This window comes from Acinetobacter sp. 251-1 (assembly GCF_030329305.1).
Taxonomy (GTDB): Bacteria; Pseudomonadota; Gammaproteobacteria; order Pseudomonadales; family Moraxellaceae; genus Acinetobacter; species Acinetobacter piscicola_A.
The window spans coordinates 100,664-124,237 of the sequence record NZ_JACANS010000005.1; the positions used below are offsets into that span (position 1 = coordinate 100,664).

Annotated in this window: 22 protein-coding genes and 1 pseudogene; 14 read left to right on the forward strand and 9 right to left on the reverse strand. The window is 37.5% G+C overall.

Annotated features, from left to right (window positions below; all coding sequences use genetic code 11):
* Nucleotides 1-33: 33 nt before the first annotated feature.
* Nucleotides 34-561 (forward strand): hypothetical protein, encoded by a 528-nt coding sequence (locus HX129_RS05225; RefSeq protein ID WP_286433969.1) that lies wholly within the window; start codon nt 34-36, stop codon nt 559-561.
* A gap of 184 nt (nt 562-745) precedes the next feature.
* On the opposite strand, the gene HX129_RS05230 is transcribed toward HX129_RS05225, so the two are convergent.
* Nucleotides 746-2,203 (reverse strand): capsule assembly Wzi family protein, encoded by a 1,458-nt coding sequence (locus HX129_RS05230; RefSeq protein WP_286434059.1) that lies wholly within the window; start codon nt 2,201-2,203, stop codon nt 746-748.
* Between the two features lie 209 nt (nt 2,204-2,412).
* On the opposite strand from HX129_RS05230, the gene HX129_RS05235 reads away from it, so the two are divergent.
* On the forward strand, nt 2,413-2,910 hold the full coding sequence (locus HX129_RS05235) for a DUF2059 domain-containing protein (RefSeq protein ID WP_286433970.1): 498 nt from the start codon (nt 2,413-2,415) through the stop codon (nt 2,908-2,910).
* Nucleotides 2,911-2,966: 56 nt separating this feature from the next.
* Here the strand turns inward: HX129_RS05235 and lysS are convergent, their stop codons facing one another.
* A complete protein-coding gene (gene lysS, locus HX129_RS05240) occupies nt 2,967-4,496 on the reverse strand; it encodes a lysine--tRNA ligase (protein ID WP_130074722.1) in 1,530 nt (509 codons plus the stop codon).
* Nucleotides 4,497-4,610: 114 nt separating this feature from the next.
* On the opposite strand from lysS, the gene HX129_RS05245 reads away from it, so the two are divergent.
* On the forward strand, nt 4,611-5,330 hold the full coding sequence (locus tag HX129_RS05245; protein WP_286433972.1) for an energy transducer TonB: 720 nt from the start codon (nt 4,611-4,613) through the stop codon (nt 5,328-5,330).
* 363 nt (nt 5,331-5,693) lie between these two features.
* On the forward strand, nt 5,694-6,185 hold the full coding sequence (locus HX129_RS05250; RefSeq protein WP_174492270.1) for a YqiA/YcfP family alpha/beta fold hydrolase: 492 nt from the start codon (nt 5,694-5,696) through the stop codon (nt 6,183-6,185).
* Between the two features lie 55 nt (nt 6,186-6,240).
* Here HX129_RS05250 and HX129_RS05255 read toward each other — a convergent pair whose 3' ends face one another.
* On the reverse strand, nt 6,241-6,783 hold the full coding sequence (locus HX129_RS05255; RefSeq protein ID WP_130074719.1) for an adenine phosphoribosyltransferase: 543 nt from the start codon (nt 6,781-6,783) through the stop codon (nt 6,241-6,243).
* A gap of 599 nt (nt 6,784-7,382) precedes the next feature.
* Between HX129_RS05255 and rubA the strand changes: the two genes are divergently transcribed.
* From rubA to oxyR, 4 genes are all read left to right on the forward strand, one after another.
* Nucleotides 7,383-7,547 carry a rubredoxin RubA gene (gene rubA / locus HX129_RS05260; RefSeq protein WP_065994895.1) on the forward strand — a complete coding sequence of 55 codons (165 nt, stop codon included), beginning with the start codon at nt 7,383-7,385 and terminating at the stop codon, nt 7,545-7,547.
* A gap of 77 nt (nt 7,548-7,624) precedes the next feature.
* Nucleotides 7,625-8,812, forward strand: coding sequence for an NAD(P)/FAD-dependent oxidoreductase (locus HX129_RS05265; protein WP_286433973.1), 1,188 nt, complete (start codon nt 7,625-7,627; stop codon nt 8,810-8,812).
* A 59-nt stretch (nt 8,813-8,871) separates the two neighbouring features.
* Nucleotides 8,872-9,810 (forward strand): esterase EstB, encoded by a 939-nt coding sequence (estB, locus tag HX129_RS05270; protein WP_286433974.1) that lies wholly within the window; start codon nt 8,872-8,874, stop codon nt 9,808-9,810.
* 13 nt (nt 9,811-9,823) lie between these two features.
* Entirely contained in the window at nt 9,824-10,732 is a 909-nt protein-coding gene (gene oxyR / locus HX129_RS05275; RefSeq protein WP_130074716.1) for a LysR family transcriptional regulator OxyR, read from the forward strand.
* Nucleotides 10,733-10,809: 77 nt separating this feature from the next.
* On the opposite strand, the gene ppk1 is transcribed toward oxyR, so the two are convergent.
* Together ppk1 and mtgA are read right to left on the reverse strand one after the other, a co-directional pair.
* Nucleotides 10,810-12,885 (reverse strand): polyphosphate kinase 1, encoded by a 2,076-nt coding sequence (gene ppk1 / locus HX129_RS05280; RefSeq protein WP_174492268.1) that lies wholly within the window; start codon nt 12,883-12,885, stop codon nt 10,810-10,812.
* A 120-nt stretch (nt 12,886-13,005) separates the two neighbouring features.
* Complete coding sequence (gene mtgA / locus HX129_RS05285) at nt 13,006-13,683, reverse strand: monofunctional biosynthetic peptidoglycan transglycosylase (RefSeq protein WP_130074714.1); 678 nt, start codon at nt 13,681-13,683, stop codon at nt 13,006-13,008.
* A 75-nt stretch (nt 13,684-13,758) separates the two neighbouring features.
* Between mtgA and HX129_RS05290 the strand changes: the two genes are divergently transcribed.
* A complete protein-coding gene (locus tag HX129_RS05290) occupies nt 13,759-14,568 on the forward strand; it encodes a rhomboid family intramembrane serine protease (protein WP_286433975.1) in 810 nt (269 codons plus the stop codon).
* A gap of 427 nt (nt 14,569-14,995) precedes the next feature.
* Here HX129_RS05290 and HX129_RS05295 read toward each other — a convergent pair whose 3' ends face one another.
* Nucleotides 14,996-17,503, reverse strand: coding sequence for an ABC transporter permease (locus tag HX129_RS05295; protein WP_286433976.1), 2,508 nt, complete (start codon nt 17,501-17,503; stop codon nt 14,996-14,998).
* On the reverse strand, nt 17,500-18,231 hold the full coding sequence (locus tag HX129_RS05300; RefSeq protein ID WP_286433977.1) for an ABC transporter ATP-binding protein: 732 nt from the start codon (nt 18,229-18,231) through the stop codon (nt 17,500-17,502). The genes HX129_RS05295 and HX129_RS05300 overlap by 4 nt, the downstream gene beginning before the upstream one ends.
* A 16-nt stretch (nt 18,232-18,247) precedes the next feature.
* Between HX129_RS05300 and HX129_RS05305 the strand changes: the two genes are divergently transcribed.
* The 3 genes and pseudogenes from HX129_RS05305 to HX129_RS05315 form a co-directional block, all read left to right on the forward strand.
* Nucleotides 18,248-18,892, forward strand: coding sequence for an arylesterase (locus HX129_RS05305; protein WP_502872630.1), 645 nt, complete (start codon nt 18,248-18,250; stop codon nt 18,890-18,892).
* 296 nt (nt 18,893-19,188) lie between these two features.
* Complete coding sequence (locus HX129_RS05310; protein ID WP_130074709.1) at nt 19,189-19,587, forward strand: hypothetical protein; 399 nt, start codon at nt 19,189-19,191, stop codon at nt 19,585-19,587.
* Nucleotides 19,588-19,825: 238 nt separating this feature from the next.
* Nucleotides 19,826-19,945 (forward strand): annotated as a pseudogene (locus tag HX129_RS05315) (IS5/IS1182 family transposase); the annotation flags it as partial.
* 126 nt (nt 19,946-20,071) lie between these two features.
* Here the strand turns inward: HX129_RS05315 and thrH are convergent.
* A complete protein-coding gene (thrH, locus tag HX129_RS05320; RefSeq protein WP_286433978.1) occupies nt 20,072-20,689 on the reverse strand; it encodes a bifunctional phosphoserine phosphatase/homoserine phosphotransferase ThrH in 618 nt (205 codons plus the stop codon).
* A 194-nt stretch (nt 20,690-20,883) separates the two neighbouring features.
* Between thrH and HX129_RS05325 the strand changes: the two genes are divergently transcribed.
* Nucleotides 20,884-21,618: a phosphoadenylyl-sulfate reductase gene (locus HX129_RS05325; RefSeq protein WP_180045278.1), complete on the forward strand. Its 735-nt coding sequence runs from the start codon at nt 20,884-20,886 to the stop codon at nt 21,616-21,618.
* Between the two features lie 172 nt (nt 21,619-21,790).
* Nucleotides 21,791-23,182: a WS/DGAT/MGAT family O-acyltransferase gene (locus tag HX129_RS05330; protein ID WP_180045279.1), complete on the forward strand. Its 1,392-nt coding sequence runs from the start codon at nt 21,791-21,793 to the stop codon at nt 23,180-23,182.
* A 93-nt stretch (nt 23,183-23,275) separates the two neighbouring features.
* On the opposite strand, the gene HX129_RS05335 is transcribed toward HX129_RS05330, so the two are convergent.
* Nucleotides 23,276-23,449 carry a PA1571 family protein gene (locus HX129_RS05335; RefSeq protein ID WP_165353094.1) on the reverse strand — a complete coding sequence of 58 codons (174 nt, stop codon included), beginning with the start codon at nt 23,447-23,449 and terminating at the stop codon, nt 23,276-23,278.
* Nucleotides 23,450-23,574 lie beyond the last annotated feature (125 nt).

The following is a 23,574-nucleotide window of genomic DNA, read 5'->3' on the forward strand; positions in this document are numbered from 1 at the left end:
TTTTTACGCTAAAACATTTAACTAAAAGTACTTATGTTCGATCTACTTCAAATTCAACAACAACTAGAACGTGCTCAACTTGCAGGTCATATTTATCGACAAGACAACATTCTCGTACTACAAGCCCCTTATCAAGATGATGGTTCAGCACTCAATGTTTTCGCTCAACATGAACATTCGGGGGAGCAAATTGGTTTACAGTTCGCAATTCAAATCAATGAACAACATATCGATTATTTAATTGGGATCACCTTGAGCAACCAAGACCGACTTTATGAAATTGCGCCAGGTAATTTAAAAGGCGAACAACGTGCTTTTAACTTAATTTATGCATTTTATAATTTTCCAAAAAAGTTTTATCTGCTTAAAATCCCTTTTACAGCGGACACTACTGAATTTAATGCTGTTTTTGAGATGCAACTCTTTCATCGAACAGAATTAAAATTTTTAGATACTGCTTTAAAAACAGATACACATGGGCACAATATCCCGTGGATCAAAGATTTCATGTTAAGACAAGCACTGGAAATGAAAGTGCGTATCCAATTAGCCATCTTATAAAGAAGCAAAAAAAAGCTTATCCATAGGATAAGCTATAAAACGATTAAAAATATAACGTTAACATCATATTTTTAATGGTAGGAATTACTTCTTTATGGTCATTAAAGAAGTAAAATCATTTTATTTCAGTACCTGCTTTCAATCTATCCCTGAAATCAGGTATTTCTAAAAGACAATTGTCTACTTAGTAACCAAATATAGCTTTATCTAATGGAATTTCCACACCAATAGAAGCTCCAGCATCATTACCTTCGCGATCAGAGTCACTTACCCAACCATTAATTTTTAACGGAACAGTCGGTTTTAGATAATGCGTCCATGTTAAATCCAATGCTTTAATTTTATCATCTTCAGGGAAAGCAGCATTGGTTAAACGATTTGATTGATTAACTTTCGCAAAAATCGCGCGACCGCTTAAACGATTCATAAGATCTAAACGAATATCACCACCAACTGAGACCATTTCACCATCGCCCCCCATCGCATGACCCAATGAGAAACCATGCTGATAATACCCATCTTTATAAATGTGATGGTTATAAGAAATACCTTTTGCATCACCATTGGTTTCAGTATTCGCCCATTCGGCATACACTTGGAATGGCATATCTTTATATGCTGAAGAATAATCTGCACCCGCTAGATACATTTTTTTAGAAGGTAATAAACCCGCTTCATCTTCACCAATAAATTGCCCATATAGGCTCATCGGAACATTGGCTAATTGTTGCAAATTTAAACGAGCATCAAAACCTGCCAATTGGTTTGATGCATTTCCTTCTCCTGAACAACCTTGTGCATTACATTCATTATCTTTACCAATAAATGCATTCCAATACGCTTTTGCACTACCAGGTTGTCCTTCACCATCAATTTGGAATGTACGTGAGGCACCTAGCTCTAAATACGGCAAAGGTTGCGCAGTTAAACGTAAACCCACTAAATTCGCATCTAGTACTGCTTTGTAATCATCCAAACGACCTGCAAATGCTTGATATTGCCAAGGACCAATCCAAGACAACCATTTAGACTCAAAGGCATTTTGCTGTGCACGCTGCGCAGTGAAACCATAAACAGGACGACTTGCATCACCACGAATCAAACTACCATCATGTCCAGGCCCCCAATAGGTTGGAATTTGACCCGCAATTAACCATTGATTAAAAAGTTTACCTGCAAGATAAGAACCTTCAACATTGACATCTTGACCATTGTCAATTTGTGGGTCTTTCTCACCATTGACCCGAATTTTTGCATCCCAATTTTCACCGCCCGCATTAAACTCTAAAGAACCGACATATTGTGCTTTTTGACTATCACCAAATGCCTGCGGCACATTTTTTTGATCTGTTTCAGCAAATAAGCCCAACTTCGCCATTTGATTGTCTGCTTTCAAAGCATTTTGAATTGAAGCAATCACTTTTTGTTGGGTGTTATTGGTCACTTTAGCTGCGGAGAGCGCACGTTGAATCTCATCACCGCTCATTGGCCAAGTTGATGTACTGATTTGAATCACGCCTTGTTGATTTAACCAGTTTAAATCTGTACGAATATCTTCATTATTGAGCACCAACCCTTGTGCAAAAATAGGCAAAGATAAGCTTGCCAATACAGCAGCATATAATGATTTCTTTAAAAACATGCGCATTTATTCTCTAAACATTGCTGAGCACCACCATAGTTTTTTTGACACTATTTTTCAATGGTGAAACTGTATTATCATTATGATTCTACCGATAATCTATCAATGACGATTAAATTCATCACATCGATATACTTCATCTCATCTCAACACCCTATAAATGACTATACAAAACGCTTAACTTCTATTCATAACAAAGAATTTTTACTATGCTCAAAAAATATATTTATCCAATCATGTTGTGCTCTATGTTCTCGGCAAGCGCTTTTGCTGAAACACCATCAAAAGCGTCTATTCAGCAACTGATGCAACTGCTTGATGCTCAAACCCAGTACGAACAAGAACTCGAATATAGTAAACAAAGTTATCAAGAGATGATGCAACAAGTACTTGATAGCCAAGCAAAACACTTAGATGAGGACAAACAAAAGAAGTTTCAAACATTTAGCGCAGAAATGCTTGATTTAATGATGCAAGAATCACAATGGACACAGGTTGAACCTGAAACCATTCAAATTTGGCAAGACATTTATACCCAAGAAGAAATCAATAGCATGATTCAATACTATCAAACACCGATGGGACAAAGTATTCTAAAAAAAATGCCGCTCGCTACTGAAAAAAGCAATGCCATTGTACAAGGCAAAATTGATAAATTTATGCCACAGTTCATTGAAAAACTCAAAAACTTAACCACACCGCACTAAGCAATACACAAAAAAAGCCACTGATTTCAGTGGCTTTTCTCTATTTAACTTAAAAATTAATTTGATTTAATACGCATATGTGGGAATAAAATCACATCACGGATACTTGCAGCATTGGCAAATAACATCACCAAACGGTCAATACCAATACCCTCACCTGCTGTAGGAGGTAAACCATATTCTAACGCTTCAATGAAGTCCGCATCATAATGCATTGCTTCATCATCGCCCGCATCTTTCTCAGCAACCTGTGCTTGGAAACGCTCTGCTTGGTCAATCGGATCATTTAACTCTGAGAAACCATTTGCCAACTCACGACCACCAATGAAGAATTCAAAACGGTCTGTGATATGTGGATTATCATCATTACGACGAGCCAATGGAGAAGTTTCTGCAGGATATTCCGTAATGAATGTCGGTTGACGCAGTTGAGTCTCAACCGTTTCTTCAAAAACGATGGTTTGTAATTTACCTAAACCAAAACCTGGTTTCACTTGCTCTTTCAGTTCATTTTTCACGAAGTCTGCTAGGAATTCACGGTCGGCTACATTTTCAGGAGTGAACTGTGGGTTGTGTTCAAGAATTGCATCAAACATTGAGATTTTCTTGAATGGTCCTTTGAAGCTATACACTTCTTCGCCATAAGGCACATCGGTTGAACCCAAGATGTCGATGGCTAATTTTTCAAGCATCTTTTCAGTTAATTCCATCAAGTCTTTGTAGTCTGCATAAGCTTGATAGAATTCGATCATGGTGAATTCTGGATTATGACGTGTAGACACACCTTCATTACGGAAATTACGGTTAATTTCGAATACACGCTCGAAACCACCGACAACCAAACGTTTTAAGTAAAGCTCAGGTGCAATACGTAAGAACAATGGCATATCTAATGCATTATGATGTGTTTCAAATGGACGTGCAGATGCACCACCTGGAATCACATGCATCATTGGTGTTTCAACTTCCATGAAACGTTCATTGGTTAAGTAGTTGCGAATGCCTGACACCACTTTTGCACGAATTTCAAAAGTTTTACGTGTTTCTTCATTCACAATTAAGTCTAAATAACGTTTACGATACTTCGCTTCAGTGTCAGATAAACCATGGAATTTGTCCGGAAGTGGGCGTAATGACTTCGTGAGTAATTCAAAATGTTCAATATGAACATAAAGATCACCTTTGCCTGAACGACCGATATAACCTTCTACGGCGATAATATCACCCAGGTCTAAACTTTTAATCGTGTCTAATACTTCAGCAGCAAGTTCTTTACGTGCAACATACAGTTGAATACGACCTGTCATGTCTTGGATCACGATGAATGAACCACGGTTCAACATCACACGACCTGCAACTTTTACATGCACATGTTCGCCAGCTTCGATTTCTTCTTTAGATTTATCAGCGAATTGGTCTTGTAAATCTTGCGCATAATGTTCACGCTTAAATGTATTTGGCCACGGGCTAACACCTGTTTCCTTGGCGTGATCTTGGATTTGCTTGAGCTTGGCATGACGCTGTGCGATTAAATCGTTTTCGGAAATGTGTTGTTCAGAAGTCGATTGAGCGTTATGTTGCGTCATCTCTGCCTCGATTGTAATAAAAAACGGAAGTTGCATAGCATAGCAGATTTACATCATAATAAGCAGCACACAATTGCAGCAATTTCTAATAAAGCCCAATTAAATATTCAAGCTATGTCTAAATTTTCTATTATTTTTCTAAGTCAGTTACTTTTTACCACAGCTGCATGGGCAATTGAGCAAAATAATTCTACTCAAACAATCACTTCCGCCCCCTACATCTACAGCTTAAATCAAGTCGAACACACCAATTTAAAGACTGAAAATTATGTTTGGCAAATTGAATTAATGATAGATACACAGAATAAAAGCATTTCCCACAAATTACTCAACCCAAATGCAAAATTTCCAATGTTAGATCGACGTGCTTTAGAACTCGCACAAAATTATAGTGCTGAAGAGCTGGAAAAATTAAGCAATATCCCTGCTATTGAAGAGCAAACACAAAATACAATACACCGCACAGCACAACCCACAAAAAGTTATATTTTACATGTTAAATTCCCTTTAGGTGTTGCTTGGAAAAAGCAACCTCGCTTTCAACGCTTAGCTGAAATTTCAGCAAAATTTTGTAAATTGCGTGCCGATGATCCTTTTTATGAGCAAGCAATCATCCGTAAAGATCGTGACTATACTTTTAAAGCCAAACTCCATATCAACCACGACGGTGTCGTGAATTCTGTCAAGCTACTCAATCCTTCCTCTAATGTAAGCTTAAATAATTTAGTATATGAAGAGCTTAAGTCTTCCCAATTTCAACCCTACAATGAAAATGGTATTCCTATAGAGTTTGAAGCCGAACAACCGATACAATTGGTTTGTCCACATTCTTAAAAAATCTAAAAATGACTATCTTCATATAGGACTTTAGTCGGCTTCAACTGAGCAAAATACTCAATATGCAACAGGACTACATTCCTTTACGTTATAAAACACATAGATATTCCAACCAAATAACTATTAAATAATATTTAAAAACATAAATTTACTTAAAAAAATATTATTTAATTTAAAAAGATTTTTTTACAAACAATCAATCGCTATCACTGAAAATCTTTATCTTAGACCAAAATCTAACTAGGCTTTTTAAAGTGACTGAGTACAATAATTTTAGAAATAGTTGAAAAGTAAACCATATCAATTTCTCTATCTTTGTGAATAAAGACAGTTTTAAAAGTGAAAAAAATGAATATGTATATGTCAAAAATATTATTTATGCACGGGCTCGACTCATCAAAAGATTCAACCAAATTTCATGCATTAGATGCTGCACAAAAATATTGTATAGATATTGATTATCGCAATTTAAACTATGACACTGTCGCAGAGCTTTATCAGAATATTATCCATAAAATTCAACCCAAACTCATCGTTGGACATAGTCTAGGGGGATATTGGGCATTAAAAATGTCACAACTTTTTCGTATTCCTGCCATTATTGCCAATCCAAGTTTGCAGCCTGATTTCCGTACAGACTATGCTCCCATCACCGTGCATGATTTAGAACATGATATTCCACAAACAGCGTATATTGAATTAGGTGATGAAATTCTTGATATGTATGAAACTTCAAATATTTTAGAGTCTTATATGCATGTTGAAATGATGCAAGGTGGACATCATCGCTTAGCCTCACCAGATAATTTAAATCGCATGCTGGAATATATGCAAAAGACCTTTGCGCTATAAAAAAAGCCTTGTAAATCATGTTTACAAGGCTTTTTAAAATCTCTTTATGTAAGATTTAAGCAACTGCTGCTTCAGGTTTAGATTGCTCATCCAAAACTGACCAAATAGTTAAACCTAAATCGCCATGTAAGTCTTGCAAATCAAGGAAGATACTTGCACCCAATACAGTATGATTACATTTATTCATCAACTGTTTAACGGCTTTTAAAGTACCACCTGTTGCCAACACATCATCCACAATCATGACTTTTTGCGGTTGAATATCAGCAGACATTTCCAAACGATCTAGACCATATTCAAGGCTATAACCCACACCAATCACAGGAGGTGGAAGCTTACCTGCTTTACGCACTAACAATAAACCTTTGCCTGTACGTTGTGCCAATAAACTTGCCAAAACAAAACCACGTGCTTCTACAGCCACAAAACTTTCCACTTCTGCCAATTGCTCAACAGGAATACTTGCCACCAATGCGTCTGTCAATGGCTCAAGATTTTTCATAAAAAGTGGCGTTAAATCATAAAAACAAATACCTGGTTTAGGAAAATCTTGGACCGTACGAATGTGAGACCACAAAGCTGTAGACGTGTTCATAATGGGGAGACTGTATGAATGAAAGGATGCTGCAATTTTAACTTGATTGATGTATTTTTAAAAGTCGCTAAGACAATGAAAGTACAATTCATTTTTATAAGTTATTGATTTAACAATAACCATTTATTTAAAAAATATTAGGTATAGATTTATATAATCCATTATATTAAAAATTAAAGAAAAAAGCTTTTAGACCATCGTCTAAATAGCGTAATTTTCATCTAATGTATTGCAATCAAGATAGAACTCAAATTTCAAACATTTTGATAAATAGTTTGATTTTAGTGTAAATATTCTAATTCTACATAAAAATTTATTTTATATACATCGTAAAATAAATGAAAAATCACATATCATCCACCCAGATTAACTCAAAAAAAACTGTGAAATTCGCCCAAACAACCACGCTTTTGTCCTACTCTGCCATTCAGCTTTACAATTAGTTGGGTAAACTCCAATATTTACTTTACATTCGTTGTTGAACTGCGTAAAAATTTATTTGAATATGTACCCATTGCAATGCATATCACTAGAGTCAATGTAGTAGCAAGATTTTTGACTGACAGCAAACATAAGCCATCTGTCAGATTTTGGAGAATTAGATGAAAAAATATCAATGCATCGTTTGTGGTTGGATTTATGACGAAGCAGAAGGCTGGCCACAAGATGGCATCGCAGCTGGAACAAAATGGGAAGATATTCCTGATGATTGGACTTGCCCAGATTGTGGTGTATCTAAAGCTGATTTTGAGATGGTAGAAGTATAATCAGTACATCAGAAAAGACCATGTTCACATGGTCTTTTTTATCACGTATATAATATTGCAATAGTATGGAGAATCATATGCAACCAGTCGTCATCGTAGGTTCAGGCATGGCGGGTTATACCCTAGCAAGAGAATTTCGTAAATTAAGCACAGAACAAGAGCTTGTGATGATTTGCGCAGATGATGCGGTGAATTATGCAAAACCTACGCTTTCCAATGCACTTGTGGGCAAAAAAGTGCCTGATCAAATTGGTTTAGGTGATGCTGAAAAAATGTCAGCACAATTAAACATGCGGATCGAAAAAGAAACATGGGTAAAATCAATTGATGCAGAAAAGCATCAGTTAACCATTGAAAAAGATGGGCAAGTATCTACACAAGACTATTCAAAACTGGTTTTAGCAGTGGGTGCAAACCCAATTCGCCTTGCTATTGCAGGTGATGGCAGTGATGACATTCATGTGGTGAACTCGCTCATCGACTACCGTGCATTCCGTGATTCCCTTGAAAATTGTGCAACAGGTGAATGTGATGACAAACGTGTTGTGATTTTAGGTGCTGGTTTAATTGGTTGTGAATTTGCCAATGATTTACAGAATACAGGCCATCAAGTGACTGTCATCGATTTAGCACCTCAACCATTGGGTCGTCTATTACCCAATCATGTTGCACAAGCTTTCCAACAAAATCTGGAAGAATCAGGCATCAAATTTGCGTTAGGCACGACGGTTGAAAAAGTCTCTAAAGTTGAACGTGGTTATGTAATTTCGCTTGCAAATGGTCAATCTCTTGCTGCTGATGTGGTTTTATCTGCAATTGGTTTACAACCGAATATTAACCTTGCAAAAAGCGCAGAAATTGCCACCAGTCGTGGTGTCATTACCAATACTTTATTAGAAACCAACCAACCCGATATTTATGCGATTGGTGACTGTGCTGAAGTGAATGGAACCTTACTTCCATATGTTATGCCATTAATGCAACAAGCACGTGCCTTGGCAAAAACACTCAGTGGTCAAAGTACCCATGTACATTATCCAGCGATGCCTGTTGCCGTCAAAACCCCTGCTGCACCATTGACTGTATTACCCGCTCCAATCGGTGTCGATGTCACTTGGGACAATGAAGAATTTGATGATGGTATGTTATCCAAAGCAACCGATGCTGACGGTACATTACGTGGCTTTGTACTGCTCGGTGCAACCGCAGGTAAACAACGTTTAGCACTCACTAAACTGGTGCCAGACCTCATTCCTGCAACATAAGTTAAAGTGATATAATCAAGAATGTTCTAGCAATAGAACATTCTATAAGGAAAATAAAAATGAATAGCGCACTCCAATTTAAAGCTTCCCCCTACACAACATTTATGCAAGAGACCAAAGTCGATTTAGGCAATGGCATCCAATTGCATGTTGAGTCTGGAGGTAATCCTGAACATCCCACTATTCTTTTGGTCATGGGTTTGGGTGCGCAAATGTTATTTTGGCCTGATTTTTTTTGTAAATCCTTAATTGATCAAGGCTATCACGTGATTCGTTTTGATAACCGTGATATTGGCTTATCCTCTAAAGTCCGCCATCAAGGACCACGCCTCAATACGATGAAAATGATGGGACGTTTTGCCTTTGGTATGCCAAATCAAGGTGCTCCGTATAATCTCTTTGACATGGCAAATGATGTTGCCCTCTTGATTGAACGCTTGGGTCTCGACAAAATCAATATTATTGGTGCGTCGATGGGAGGAATGATTGCCCAAATCTTAGCAGCAAAATATCCTGAAAAAATAGAAAAAGTGGGTTTACTCTTTACCAGTAATAATCAACCCTTGTTACCGCCACCATTTCCAAAGCAACTCTTTAGTCTTATCGGCAAACCCGAATCTCACGATGAAGATGGCATTATTAACCATTCTTTGAAAGTTTTTAAGACCATTGGCTCACCGGGTTATCTCAACCAAGTCGAAGCCATGCAGATGGCACGTAAATTATATCAACGTAGTTACCATCCTGCGGGTGTACTTCAACAGTTTTTAGCAATATTATGTACAGGTTCATTATTGAAACTGGATAAACAAATCCAAAAGCCGACGCTCGTGGTACATGGTTCTCGTGACCGTTTACTTCCGCCAAGTCATGGCAAGGCAGTAGCAAAAGCAATTCAAGGCGCTAAATTTGAATTAATTCAAGGAATGGGGCATGATATACCACCGCACTTCATTCCCCAACTGAGCGGTTTATTTGCGCATCATTTTAAATTATAAACATTAGGACACTATGGCTGCATTACCATCCCTAAGACAGCTGTCATATCTCGTAACGCTGTCCGAGACGTTGCACTTTACTGAAGCAGCGCGCCGTTCGTTTGTCACTCAGTCCACCCTTTCAGGCGGGATTATGGAGTTAGAACGTTTATTGGGTGGCGTACTCGTTGAACGTGACCGCCAAAATGTACGTTTAACCCCACTTGGCGAGCAAGTCGTTGCCCGAGCCCGTGTTCTACTCGCTGATGCTCAAGACTTAATGCGTTTGAGTCGTGAGATGAGTGAGCCTTTGACTGGCGATTTACATCTTGGGATTATTCCAACGATTGCTCCGTTTATTTTGTCGCAACTGTTGAGTGAAGTTCATAAACAACTTCCAAAAATTCAGTTACATTTGCATGAAGCACAAAGTGAAAAAATCGTAGAAAAACTTGAGCATGGCAATTTAGACATGATCATGTTAGCACTACCTTTTGACACACGTGGTTTAAAAGTTGCTGAAATTTCGAAAGAAAATTTATTTTTAGTGTGTAATAAAGCCGACCAAAATGCAGTCAATGCACGCTCTTTAGATGACTTAGATTTATCACATCTTATGTTGTTAGAAGAAGGTCATTGCTTACGTGATCATACTTTAAGTGCCTGCCCAATCGGTGAGCGTAAAAATGATCATCGTTTAAAAGCAAGCTCTTTGCCAACTTTGGTGGAAATGGTTAACTCTAACTTAGGTTTTACCTTACTGCCGGAAATTGCTGTGCATACAAACATGCTGAAAAGTAATGAGCAATTGGTCGTTAAACCTATTGAAAATGCACCCTCACGCACGTTGGCTTTAGTCACACGTAAAAGTACCCCTCTACAAAGTGAGTTTGATGTCTTAATCCAAATTTTACAAAAAATTATTGCTGTAGAATTGCACTAAGCTTAAGTTTTCAATTTTGAAAATATGATTAAAAAAATGGAGTCTAATGACTCCATTTTTTTTTGCGTACTTTTTATCTATTTAAATGCTTCAAGTAAAACACGTTGTGCATTATGTAGTTTTTCACCTTCTTTAGGCTCTGCACGCACCCAAGTACCATTTCCTTGCAACAACCAAGCCTGTTGATTATCCTGTAAATAATTCAATAAACCTTGTTGATAAATACGTTTTTTCAATGCTGGATCTTCAATTGGAAAACAAACTTCAACGCGATTAAATAAGTTACGATCCATCCAGTCCGCACTTGAACAATAAATACGCGCATCACCATTGTTGCTAAAATAATAAACACGCGTATGTTCTAAGAAACGTCCCACAATTGAACGTACACGAATATTTTCCGACAGATTTGGTAAACCCGGACGCAAACAGCAAATTGAACGAATAATCAAATCAATTTGCACACCTGCTTGAGATGCTTCATAAAGTTTATTAATCAATTGTACTTCAGTGAGTGCATTGACTTTCACAATAATCTGCGCAGGCTTACCCGCTTTAGCATTGGCAATTTCTTCATCAATAAATGCGATCAACTGTGCATGCAAAGTAAATGGTGCATGAAGAAGCTTCTTCAACTTCGCCATTTTCCCCATACCTGTCAGTTCTTGAAAAATGCGATGCACATCTTCACACAGCTCTTTGTCTGTGGTCATTAAACCATAGTCTGTATAAATACGCGCATTAGTCGCATGGTAATTTCCCGTTCCTAAATGCACATAACGCACCAATTTATTGTTTTCACGGCGTACCACCAAAATCATTTTGGCATGGGTTTTATAGCCCACAATCCCATATACGACCACTGCGCCTGCTTCTTGTAAAACATTGGCGACTGCAATATTTGATTCTTCATCAAAGCGTGCACGTAACTCAATCACCGCAGTGACTTCCTTACCATTACGTGCTGCTTCAGCAAGTACTTGCACAATTTCAGAATCCGCACCACTACGGTATAACGTTTGTTTGATCGCTAAGACTTGTGGATCACGTGCAGCTTCACGCAATAGGTTGATGACCGGGGCAAAAGATTCAAACGGATGATGTAGTAAAATATCTTGCTTTTGCATTGCTGCAAAAATATTTTCAGTCTTTTTTAGCACTTTCGGAATAGCAGGAATATGTGCATCATAACGCATGTGCGGACGTTTAAAGTTCGACACCAAACGTGCCAAATTCACAGGTCCATCTACTTTATATAATTGCTCTTCTTCTAAATCGAACTCATCGAGTAAATACTCATAAATATGCTGTGGACAATTTTCAGTCACTTCCAAGCGCACAGCACGACCAAATCGGCGCGAACTTAATTCACCTTTTAAGGCTTTCGCGAGGTCTTCAACATCTTCGTTCAATGCCAAGTCAGCATTTCGTGTAACACGGAATTGATAACATCCCGTTGCTGTCATACCTGGGAAAAGATCAGACACATGTTCATGAATAATCGCAGACAGCATAACAAAGTGCTCTTTCCCCCCTGTGAGTTCATCAGGCAAGCGTACAACACGTGGCAATGAGCGCGGCGCAGGTACAACAGCAAGATCAATTTGACGCCCAAAAGCGTCTTTTCCTTCTAAAGTCACAATAAAGTTTAAACTTTTATTCACTAAACGTGGAAATGGGTGTGCAGGATCAAGGCTAATTGGAGTTAAAACAGGAGCAACTTGTTCTTGGAAATATTTTTTAATCCACGCAGACTGTGCAGGTGTTAACTCACCACGACGTAGGAAACAAATGTCTTCTTCACGTAATTTTGGAAAAATTTCATCATTTAAAATACGATATTGACGTTCAATTGCAGCATGTGCAGTTTTTGAAATCGATTCTAAAACTTGTTTTGGCGTTAAACCATCTGGACTACGACTTTCATTACCTAAAGCCAATTGTTCCATCACCCCAGCAACACGAATTTCAAAAAACTCATCCATGTTACGTGAAAAGATCAATAAGAAATTCATCCGATCTAAAATAGGATGTAAAGGGTCAACCGCCTGTTCTAACACACGTAGATGGAAGTCTAAAATTGACAATTCACGATTAATATAGCGTTCATTATAGGTATATTCAGTTGCTGTATGATTTACTGCGGTAGTCATGCAAATTGCCTGCATTTAAAAATCTTTCTCTTAGTATGCTTCAATTTTGTGACAATTTCATAAAAAAAGTGCATCGACTGCACTTTTTCTTGAGCAATTTATTTAAATTGCAAGACTTTATCAAGCCGCTGGAATCCGTGTAGAACGCATATATTTTAAAATTAAGCCTTTACGGTACTGCACTTTACGATCATCAGGATGTTCTTGATAATACTTAGGATTGGTCAAAATCGCAGCCAAAAATGCAGCTTGTTCACGGGTTAAACTTTGCGCACTTTTACCATAATAATGTCGTGTTGCAGCTTCTACACCGTAAATGTGATCTCCAAACTCAACTGAGTTCATATAGACTTCTAAAATACGTTGTTTCGACCACATACGCTCCATCATAATGGTCGCAATGGTTTCTTGCCCCTTACGAATATAAGAACGACGATTATAAAAAAATAAATTTTTTGCCAATTGCTGAGAAATGGTTGAACCACCCGCCACCACTTTTTCTTTTTTCATATTGCGTTCAAGCGCATTTTCAATGCCATCCCAGTCAAAACCATGATGATCAACAAATTTCGCATCTTCTGCAGCCACAATAGCATGTTTGAAATTATCACTAATGTCATCATAATCACGCCATTGGTGCTTGATCGGTTCAAAATCCGATAAGTATGTCCAACGCATAAACATTGTGGTTTCGACAGGATGGCTACGCCAGTACACCAAACTTGAAAAAATCCACAATTGAATCAGAATAAGAATACTGACAATGATTAACAAAGTACGAACAATAAAGGCTTTCACGTCAGTCTGTTACTCCTGAATGATCAAAAATCCATGCTAAGCTTAAGTGTATAACAAAGCACAGAATATAATGTTATGTCAGAAATGCAACAACCCTTCCAAGTCCAACCACGACAAGCCATTGGTAAAATCACCTTGATGTTAATCGTACTCAATGTGGGCTTATTTGCTTGGCAAATTGTTTCAGGTGTCAACATTAGTGACCCAAGTATCCGAGATGCATTACTTTGGGGTGCAGATTATGCACCTTTAACCTTTTTAGAAGAACCTTTTCGTTTATTTAGCAGTATGTTTTTTCACTTCGGCTTAATGCATTTGGGCTTTAATATGTGGGCGCTCTATGTATTTGGCAATGTTGCAGAAGAAAGCTTTGGCAAATTTTATTATCTCGGCTTGTACCTATTGGCAGGTTTAATGGGCAGCTTGCTCAGTGGTTATATTGATATTCATAACAGCTATGAACTGTTACAAAGTTTCGATCAAAGCTTAATTCCCCGTGTATCTGCAGGTGCATCAGGTGCCGTTATGGGACTCGGTGGCGCACTGACGTTATTGTCCCTCTTTCCACCCACACCACAACAACGCTATATTTTAGATAAAAAGTCTTTACTCACGATTTTAGCAATTAACCTTGCATTTGGTTTTTTCACCTCAGGCATCAACAATGCGGCACATATTGGCGGCATGATCATGGGCGCGATCTTGGCATTATTGTGGTATTTAACACAGCGTCATCAAAACAACACTCTACTAAAGATGCTCATTCTCATCATTGCGGCGGCCACAACTTATGTTATTTACCTGTATTTACAACACTTAATTCAACCACTTACACCTTTATGGAAAGATGCAGTCATCCAAATGAAAAGCCAATTAAATCTTTAACACAGACCATGTCTTGCACTTCTGTTTTGAGTCTAGAACACGTTTAGAAGCAAGCTTATGCCAATCTGTTAAATTAACTTTATATAGCTTAGTTGCTTTTGCTTTTCAGCATCAATTGATTTAAACAGGGTGATGCTATCGTGAGGCGACAAGGATGTCGCCGTTGGACAAGGGTGATATGGATATCCCCTTTGTCCAATAAAGGATTTTTGTCACTTTTGATCCTTCAAAAGTGAGGCATCGACTACGCAAAGTAATTTAAACCTCTCGATGTATTTCGAGTCTGTGCAAACTTTTAATTATATTATCTAACTTTAATCGAATGGTATTAAACATATAGATCAATTAAACTCAGCAAAATATAATTAAAATGGATGCATAAAAAAGCCAATGGTTGGGCCATTGGCTTTTTCTACATTTACACAGATTAATTCATTTCTCTTAGACTTTGTAAGGGCGGAATATCACTTAAGTAGCTCAAACGATAACGCCCAATCAAAGCACAGATCACCGTCATTAAAATCGGCAGAATCATCCAAATTTGCCAATGCATTTGTATCTGCAGATCCATACGATGACTGGCAATTGCACTGATAATTTCAGCAAAGAAACACGAAACAATGCCTGCAATGAAACCAATAAAACCTATTTCCATCGTGAGTCTATTTTTTAATTGTGCCTTGGTGCTCCCAAAGGAACGCAACAATGCGACTTCTCGTTTACGTTCATCTAAAAGTAAATTAATGCATGCGACCAAAACCAAAATACCTGAAATCGTCACCAACACAGCCAATACAGTAATGATTTGCACCAAGACATTCACCAAACGCTTGATCTCATCCAAAATCACTGAGACATCAATAAAAACAGTATTGCTAAACTGTTGAATAACCTTTACCAATTGACCCTTTTGCTCAGGTGGTACATAAAAACTGCCGAGGAAACTTCCTGCATTTTCATCCAAAGTATTGGGTGCAAAAATAAAGAAGAAATTTGGGCTAAAACTTTGCCATTCCACACTGCGTAAATTGGTCACCTGAGCCTCAAACTGTCCTTCAGGCAAACTAAACGTTAAACGATCACCAATTTTGATCGCCAAATCTTGTGCAAGCTTGGCTTCAATTGAGACTTCACCTGCCGCTAATTGGCTTTGTCCTTCTACAATCACATTGTCTTTAGGATAATGATCCGCTTGGGTGAGATTTAATTCTCTTCTTAAAGCATTATTCTTCTCTACCAAAGCATTGGGAAATGCTTGTCCATTTTTCGCAATCAAACGTCCGCGCACATTGGGATATAACGGTGTCGCTGTCCAGTTGTGTGCTGCAATCTGTTGCTTAAAATCTGCAACATCTTGAGGCGGTAAACCATAAATAAATTGATTCGGTGTACCCATAGGCAATTGCTGTTGCCACCGCTCTAAAATATCCGTTCTTAACACACTCAACACGGTAATTAAACTCAGCCCTAAAGCCAAAGCCGTGATCTGAATCGCCGTTTGCGTAGGGATACGTACATAACTTGACCAACGATTTTTCAAAGATTTAATCAGTTTTAAAATCGCATAAACCACAACAAATAACACTATACTCAGCACGATGATTGCGCCGATCACCACACTGGTCAAGACTAGATTTTCAGTCAACACCAAACTAAAAATCACTAGGCTGCATAAGCCCGTTACAAACATCCATAATAAAGAACTTTTCGACTGTTCTTGCTGACGAATTACCCGAATCGGGGGGGTACGCAACAGTTGCCATAAACTTGGCAAAATAAAACCGCACAATACAATTGCACTGGTAAAAATCGCAATAGGTAAAGGTCCAAACAACATGCCAAGTACTGAAAACTGCAACTCAAGCGATGGGATCAATTGCAACATCAGTTGTAACAACCCATAACCCAACAGCATCCCTAAAACACTGCCAAGCACCATTGAAATAACGATCACCACCGCAAGCAATGCCATAAAAGTTTGAAAAATCTGCTTTTTACTTGCCCCCATACACCGCATCAAAGCAATATAATCTTGATTTTGTTGCACATAACGTTGGCTGGTTAAAGCAATCGCTAAACCGCAAAGCAAAATCGTCATGATATTTGCCAATTGTAGAAAAGTATCCAAATTTTCAATCGGTTTAATAAGACGTGTATTACCTTCATTCGCATTACGTAGTTTTAAGTCTGATGCGGCTGCAATGTCTTGTTGCGCCAAATTTTCTTGGGCTGTCGAACTGTGTTGTAAGGCTGCTAAACGTTGTTTTTGTTTATCTTGAAAAGCCTGAAAAATTTGCTCATAGCGCTGTGTTTGGGGTTTATCACCTGCAAGCAATAAACGATAGTCAATACGACTCCCGACTTGTATCGCATTGGTTTTAGCAATATCCGCTTGGGAGATAATCACGGTAGGAGAAAATGCTGAAAAGCCAAGCTCTTGATTCGAATCACGTTCAATCTTCCCCGAAACTTTAAACTTTCCATCCGCAATTTGAATATCGTCACCAATATTCGTTTTTAACAAATCCATCGCACGTGGGCTCAACCACACTTGTCCAGATTGTAAATATTGCGCTTGTGGTTGAATGCGTAACTCACCACGTAAAGGAAAAGCTTGATCAATGGCTTTGACATTCACCATAACAAATTGATCATCGGTAGATGCCATCGTACCAAACATCGTGACATGCGACTGTTTCAACCCAAGTTGTTCTGCTTGCTTGATCCATGGCGCTGCAATAGGTGCATTATCACTGAGTACCAAATCCGCAGCTTGCATTTTTGCTGCTTGCAAGGACACCGCATCTTGTACTTGTTCATTGCTAAATTTCAAGGCGGTTGTGGCACTAATGGCAATACTTAATGCAATGATCAACAAATAAATACCTGTTGTGCCGAAACTCTGTCGAAACAACGGCTTAAATAATGCCATCATCGCGACACCTCTGTCTGCTCAATCAGTTGACCCTCTTTAAGTTCAAAATGCCTTTGGCATTGTGCAGCAAGCTTGGGATCATGCGTAACCAACACCAAAGTTGTGCCTAATTCACGATTCAGTTCAAATAATAATTGCTCAATCTCTTGTGCTGTATGTCCATCTAGATTCCCTGTAGGTTCATCTGCAAAAATGATTTTAGGTTCAGAAATGAGTGCCCGTGCAATTGCAACCCGCTGTTGTTCACCACCTGATAAAACTTTAGGTGCTTGTGTACTTTGTCGCTCTAAACCAACGCGTTGTAATAATTTTAGCGCTTTTTTTTCGGCATCAGCATAGTTAAAATTGGCATGTAAACGCAAAGGCAACATCACATTTTCAAGTGCCGATAAATGCGGTAATAATTGAAAAGACTGAAATACAAAACCAATATATTTCAAACGTAGCAAAGCCCGTTGTTCTTCATCTAAATTGTGGACAGTTTCACCACAGATCGACAATTGCCCAGAACTGGCTTGGTCTAAAGTTGCCAATATCCCCAATAGGGTGGACTTCCCTGAACCTGAACGTCCAGTAATCGCCACTTGCTGCCCTGCTAAAATCTCTAAATTTAAATTTTCAAAAATCGTTAAAGTTTGATGTGGTAATTGAATGCTTTGTGTAAGTTGCTGTGCAGAAATAATTGCTTGTGGCATGATAAAAGTCGAATTTGGCAAAACCGAAGACATGGCAAAGAAACCCTATATGCAAACTAAAAATTTAATTCAGTTTAAAAAAGTTCAAAAAATAAGTGCTTGCTTATTTTTTAGCACGATCTGGCTACTACCTGTTAGTAGTTTTGCAAAAACTGTGATGATTTTGGGAGACAGTTTAAGTGCAGGTTATGGAATAAATCCGCAACAAGGTTGGGTCAATTTATTACAGTTACGCCTAAATCAAGAATTTCCAAAGCAGCATAAAGTCGTAAATGCCAGCGTGACCGGAGAAACCACCAGCGGTGCTTTGGCACGTTTGCCAAAACTCTTACAAACGCATAAACCACAAGTTGTGGTCATTGAACTCGGTGGAAATGATGGTTTACGCGGTCAGCCACCACAAATGATTCAAAAAAATTTGGCGCAACTGATTCAAAAAAGTCAACAAAGTAAAGCCACTGTCGTGCTATTGGGAATGAAAATTCCACCCAATTATGGCACGGCCTATAGCAAAGCCTTTGAAAATAATTACAAAGTCCTTAGCCAACAATATAAAGTGAAAATGCATCCATTCTTTATGCAAGGGGTTGCAGGTCATCAAAATTTAATGCAAAAAGATTTGATTCATCCAAATGCAACAGCGCAAAAGATTTTGTTGGATAATGCATATCCACTGATTAAAGGTGCGTTATAATGGGTTATTATTATCTTTCTAAAAAATATTGCAGATTAGATGCTTGATATACTTAGTAAAGTAAGGTCAAGTAAAACATCTTAAGTAGACTACAAAATCAATGAGATCAAAGATGATGTTTAACCGTTATAAAATGAAGATAGACTTCATAAAACCATGGAGAATTGATTAAATATTAGATGCGGAACGGTAAGATTCATCAAAACAGCCCACCCAGTGATGAATGGGCTTTTAGAAATTGATTAAGATACTGAAATATATAAGTTAAACATGCTACATTTCACATAAGGTGTATTATGTTAATTTTAGAAATTCTTGTGTTTTTATGGGGAGCATATATGCATAAGGTTGCTTTTTTAGTTTTATTTTTTTTAATTTTTTATCTAATTTATTTATTTTTTCATCTTAATGATAAGCTTTATCAATCTTTAACTGCTAGTGATCAGGTTAAAAAATGTGGTTATTTCTTAGGAATTCAAACTGTAAGCCCACTTTATATTTCTAAAAATATTAATGATGTAGATTATTGGCTTTTTGAGTTGAAGGATGGAGAGGTTGATAAATTTAGATACATTCCTAAAATTCATAAAAGTATGGCTATAAATTTAAAAGTCGGTAGTAGAGTTTGTTATTATTATTCTCTTAAATATAAAGATGATTACAATAATTATATTATCAGTAATATTCAACAGTAAATTAAAAATCATATATATCAATTATATATCAATTTTTCAGTTTTTTCATGATAGTTATACTAGAAGAATAGTCTTTAATTCATTTATTTTTATTTAACATAATGGTCGTTATACAAAGTCGAAAGCTCTTACATGTGTCTCTGTTTTAAATTTCAAAAATAATAAGGGAATCAATAAGAGGCGTACGGCTTTGTTGCACAAATCTATCTCAAGGCATATTCAGCATTATAATTTCAATATGAATAAGCTTATACCTAAAATCTATTGTACAACCAATTGTTCTTGCTTTAATCGAGCTTTCGTCAACCGAGGTAATATTTCTATTTGGTTCGATTCTGACACTCAGTGGTATGCTCAACGATGAGTAAGAAAAAATAGAGTCCGATGACTCTATTTTTATCAATGACGACTTATGTGTCGTGTGACAAAGACGCTGAAGCACCTTTTCTTACATATTCAATCTTTAACAATTCTAAAAAATTGATTAAGCAGGAATATCACGTACAGAAGCGTTACGGATCGCTTCTTTTAATGCCGCATAACCATGAATCGGTGGAAATTGAGGGAATTCACGAATTACATTTTCAGGTGCATCAAACAAGAAACCTTGGTCTGCTTCACCTAGCATGGTTGTATCATTATAAGAATCACCTGCTGCAATCACACGATAATTTAAACCATGCAACGCTTTTACAGCTTGACGCTTTTGGTCTGGCTGACGCAATTTATACGCAGTGATCATGCCATTTTCATCCGTTTCTAATTTATGGCAGAAAATGGTTGGCCAACCTAATTGTTGCATCAAAGGATGTGCAAACTCATAGAATGTATCAGAAAGAATAATCAGTTGAAAATGAGTACGCACCCATTCCACAAATTCTTTTGCACCTTCGAAAGGTCCCATATCTGCGATGACAGCTTGAATATCATTTAAGCCTAAACCATGCTGTTTTAAAATATTCAAACGCTGTGTCATCAACACATCATAGTCAGGAATATCACGAGTTGTTGCTTCTAGTTCTTTGATTCCTGTTTTCTTAGCAAAATTGATCCAGATTTCTGGTACCAATACACCCTCAAGATCAAGACATACGATTTCCATGGGTTCTCCCAAATGCCAATTGTAAATTTTGGCGCTATCATAGCATTAAAGATTGCGCAATTTAACGAAACTTTATAAATCTATTTTATTCATAAGCATTGTATTTAATCTGCTAAGCAGTTTATTTCATTTACTTTAAAATATGATCAATTTCAAAGTACAACATAGCTTCAAGCTAAAGCCAGAGGCAACAAATGACTGTTATTCCTACAATTGATCATGTAGATGCGCTTGCAGCAGAATATGCTGATAAATCTCCATCAGACATTCTTGCCTTAGCCCTTTCACAACACGGTGAAATTGCCATTTCTTTTTCAGGTGCTGAAGATGTCGTACTGATTGATATGGCTGCAAATTTAGGCAAGCCCTTTCGCGTGTTTAGTTTAGACACTGGACGTCTACACGCTGAAACCTATCAGTTCATTGAAACCGTTCGTAAGCATTACAATATTCAAATCGAAATCTGCTTTCCTGAAGCAGAAGCCGTTCAAAAACTTGTTACTGAAAAAGGGCTATTTAGCTTTTATCAAGATGAACATAAAGAATGCTGTGGTATTCGTAAAGTTCAGCCTTTACGCAAAAAACTTGCAACGCTAGATGGTTGGATTACAGGTCAACGTAAAGATCAAAGTCCAGGAACACGTACAGAAATTCCTGTGATTCAAGCAGATGTAGGATTTTCAGGCGAAGGCAAACAATTGATTAAATATAATCCCTTAGCCAATTGGTCAAGTGCTGACGTATGGAGTTATATCCGTATGATGGAAGTACCATTTAATCCACTGCATGAAAAAGGCTTTATTTCCATTGGCTGTGAACCTTGTACTCGAGCTGTACTGCCAAATCAACATGAACGTGAGGGTCGCTGGTGGTGGGAAGAAGCAACCCATAAAGAGTGTGGTTTACACGCAGGCAACCTTAAAAAGTAGTTCAAAAAAAGCCACTGATATTCAGTGGCTTTTTTTATAGCCCTAGTATTCACACTTTATTCACTATTCTTTTTTGTTTCACTTTATACTAAAATCAGATGGATAATTCTAAAAAATCAGCGCTCAAATTATCTGAGTCGTTGTTGTTTTTGCAGTGAGGCAAATCATTACTATGCGACCATTACATCCTCTTGATTTTATTTTTCTAAATCTAGAAAAGCGCCAACAACCCATGCATGTTGGAGGATTGTTTTTATTTCAAATCCCCGATGATGCGCCCTCTACGTTTATTCAAGACCTCGTTGCAGACATACGAAACTCGAAATCTATTCCTGTTCCACCCTTTAATAATCGTTTAAATGGTCTATTTTGGGATGAAGATGAAGAATTTGATATTGACCACCATTTTCGCCATATCGCACTGCCACATCCCGGAAGAATACGCGAATTATTGGTTTATATTTCACAAGAACATAGTGCTTTAATTGACCGTGCTAAACCATTATGGACATGCCATATCATTGAAGGCATTGAAGGTAATCGTTTTGCCATGTATTTTAAAATCCATCATGCCATGATCGATGGTGTTGCAGGTATGCGTTTATTGGAAAAATCATTTTCCAAAGATCCCAATTCAAAATCAATCATTCCTCCTTGGTGTGTGGAAGGCAAACGTGCCAAACGCTTAAAAGCACCTAAAGTCAGTAAAATTAAAAATATTTTATCCACCATTAAAGGGCAAATTGAGGTTACACCAAAAGTTACCCAAGAACTTTGCCAAACTATTTTTAAAGAAATGGGCAAAAATCCTGACTATGTATCAAGTTTTCAAGCACCAAGTAGTATTTTTAACCAACGGGTAAGTTCGTCTCGTCGTTTTGCAGCTCAGTCTTTTGAGTTAGATCGTTTTCGCACCATTTCCAAAGCCCTAAATGTCACCATTAATGATGTGGTTTTAGCTGTTTGTTCAGGTGCTTTACGTGAATATTTGACCAGTCAAAACGCTTTACCTAAAAAGCCTTTGATTGCAATGGTGCCTGCTTCATTACGTGATGATGATTCAGACGTAAGTAACCGGATCACGATGATTTTGGCAAATTTAGGGACGCATAAAGATGAGCCTTTAGAGCGTTTAGACATTATTAAACGCAGTGTACAAAATGCAAAAAATCGTTTTAAACGCATGAATGCCAATCAAATTTTAAATTATAGTGCCTTTGTATATGGGCCTGCAGGTTTAAATATTGCTTCAGGCATATTGCCTAAACGCCAAGCATTTAACGTGATTATTTCTAATGTTCCCGGCCCTCGCGAACCTCTCTATTGGAATGGTGCCAAACTCGATGCCCTCTACCCAGCATCAATCGTACTTGATGGACAAGCCCTCAATATCACAATGACCAGTTATTTAGATAAACTTGAAGTGGGTTTAACAGGTTGCCGCCGTACTTTGCCTAAAATGCAAAATCTGTTGACTCATTTAGAAGATGAGATTCAACGCTTTGAAAAGCTTATTGCAGAACATGATCAAGTGGAAGATATTGCCAAGACAGTATCGGCTTAAAATGTGCAATTTTAAAATTATTTTTCTGATTGCTATTTTTGAAAAATGATGTTGAAACGATACAAATAAATTAAGGGGCGATTAAATTGCCCCTTAGTTTTTAATATTACGACATTGTTTGAGCAATTGATGACACATGGTCACGACCATATCTTTAGTAATGCTCACTTCTTTGCCATTTTCATCTAACATTACACAGGTATTCTTCGGTTGGTTGTCCAACACATGTTGTAGATTACGTGTGATAATTTTTTCACTTACTGTCATATTTACCTCACTTGCTAAGATTCAAATCCGAATCTATGGCTACTTGTTATGCTTAGTATTGTGAAATTAATCTGCTAGAAAGTAAAATGTCAGTTGTAACAAGTGTTTAACGATATCCTGTTACA

Excerpts from the sequence above, each read along its gene's own strand:
- HX129_RS05290 (WP_286433975.1), top strand. The coding sequence starts at position 13,759 with ATGTCAGAAATGCAACAACCCTTCCAAGTCCAACCACGACAAGCCATT.
- HX129_RS05225 (WP_286433969.1), top strand. The coding sequence starts at position 34 with ATGTTCGATCTACTTCAAATTCAACAACAACTAGAACGTGCTCAACTT.
- estB (WP_286433974.1), top strand. The coding sequence starts at position 8,872 with ATGAATAGCGCACTCCAATTTAAAGCTTCCCCCTACACAACATTTATG.
- HX129_RS05250 (WP_174492270.1), top strand. The coding sequence starts at position 5,694 with ATGTCAAAAATATTATTTATGCACGGGCTCGACTCATCAAAAGATTCA.
- thrH (WP_286433978.1), bottom strand. The coding sequence starts at position 20,689 with ATGGAAATCGTATGTCTTGATCTTGAGGGTGTATTGGTACCAGAAATC.
- HX129_RS05265 (WP_286433973.1), top strand. The coding sequence starts at position 7,625 with ATGCAACCAGTCGTCATCGTAGGTTCAGGCATGGCGGGTTATACCCTA.
- HX129_RS05325 (WP_180045278.1), top strand. The coding sequence starts at position 20,884 with ATGACTGTTATTCCTACAATTGATCATGTAGATGCGCTTGCAGCAGAA.
- HX129_RS05335 (WP_165353094.1), bottom strand. The coding sequence starts at position 23,449 with ATGACAGTAAGTGAAAAAATTATCACACGTAATCTACAACATGTGTTG.
- HX129_RS05230 (WP_286434059.1), bottom strand. The coding sequence starts at position 2,203 with ATGTTTTTAAAGAAATCATTATATGCTGCTGTATTGGCAAGCTTATCT.
- ppk1 (WP_174492268.1), bottom strand. The coding sequence starts at position 12,885 with ATGACTACCGCAGTAAATCATACAGCAACTGAATATACCTATAATGAA.
- HX129_RS05295 (WP_286433976.1), bottom strand. The coding sequence starts at position 17,503 with ATGATGGCATTATTTAAGCCGTTGTTTCGACAGAGTTTCGGCACAACA.
- rubA (WP_065994895.1), top strand. The coding sequence starts at position 7,383 with ATGAAAAAATATCAATGCATCGTTTGTGGTTGGATTTATGACGAAGCA.
- HX129_RS05310 (WP_130074709.1), top strand. The coding sequence starts at position 19,189 with ATGTTAATTTTAGAAATTCTTGTGTTTTTATGGGGAGCATATATGCAT.
- HX129_RS05245 (WP_286433972.1), top strand. The coding sequence starts at position 4,611 with ATGTCTAAATTTTCTATTATTTTTCTAAGTCAGTTACTTTTTACCACA.
- oxyR (WP_130074716.1), top strand. The coding sequence starts at position 9,824 with ATGGCTGCATTACCATCCCTAAGACAGCTGTCATATCTCGTAACGCTG.
- HX129_RS05235 (WP_286433970.1), top strand. The coding sequence starts at position 2,413 with ATGCTCAAAAAATATATTTATCCAATCATGTTGTGCTCTATGTTCTCG.
- HX129_RS05300 (WP_286433977.1), bottom strand. The coding sequence starts at position 18,231 with ATGTCTTCGGTTTTGCCAAATTCGACTTTTATCATGCCACAAGCAATT.
- HX129_RS05305 (WP_502872630.1), top strand. The coding sequence starts at position 18,248 with ATGCAAACTAAAAATTTAATTCAGTTTAAAAAAGTTCAAAAAATAAGT.
- HX129_RS05330 (WP_180045279.1), top strand. The coding sequence starts at position 21,791 with ATGCGACCATTACATCCTCTTGATTTTATTTTTCTAAATCTAGAAAAG.
- lysS (WP_130074722.1), bottom strand. The coding sequence starts at position 4,496 with ATGACGCAACATAACGCTCAATCGACTTCTGAACAACACATTTCCGAA.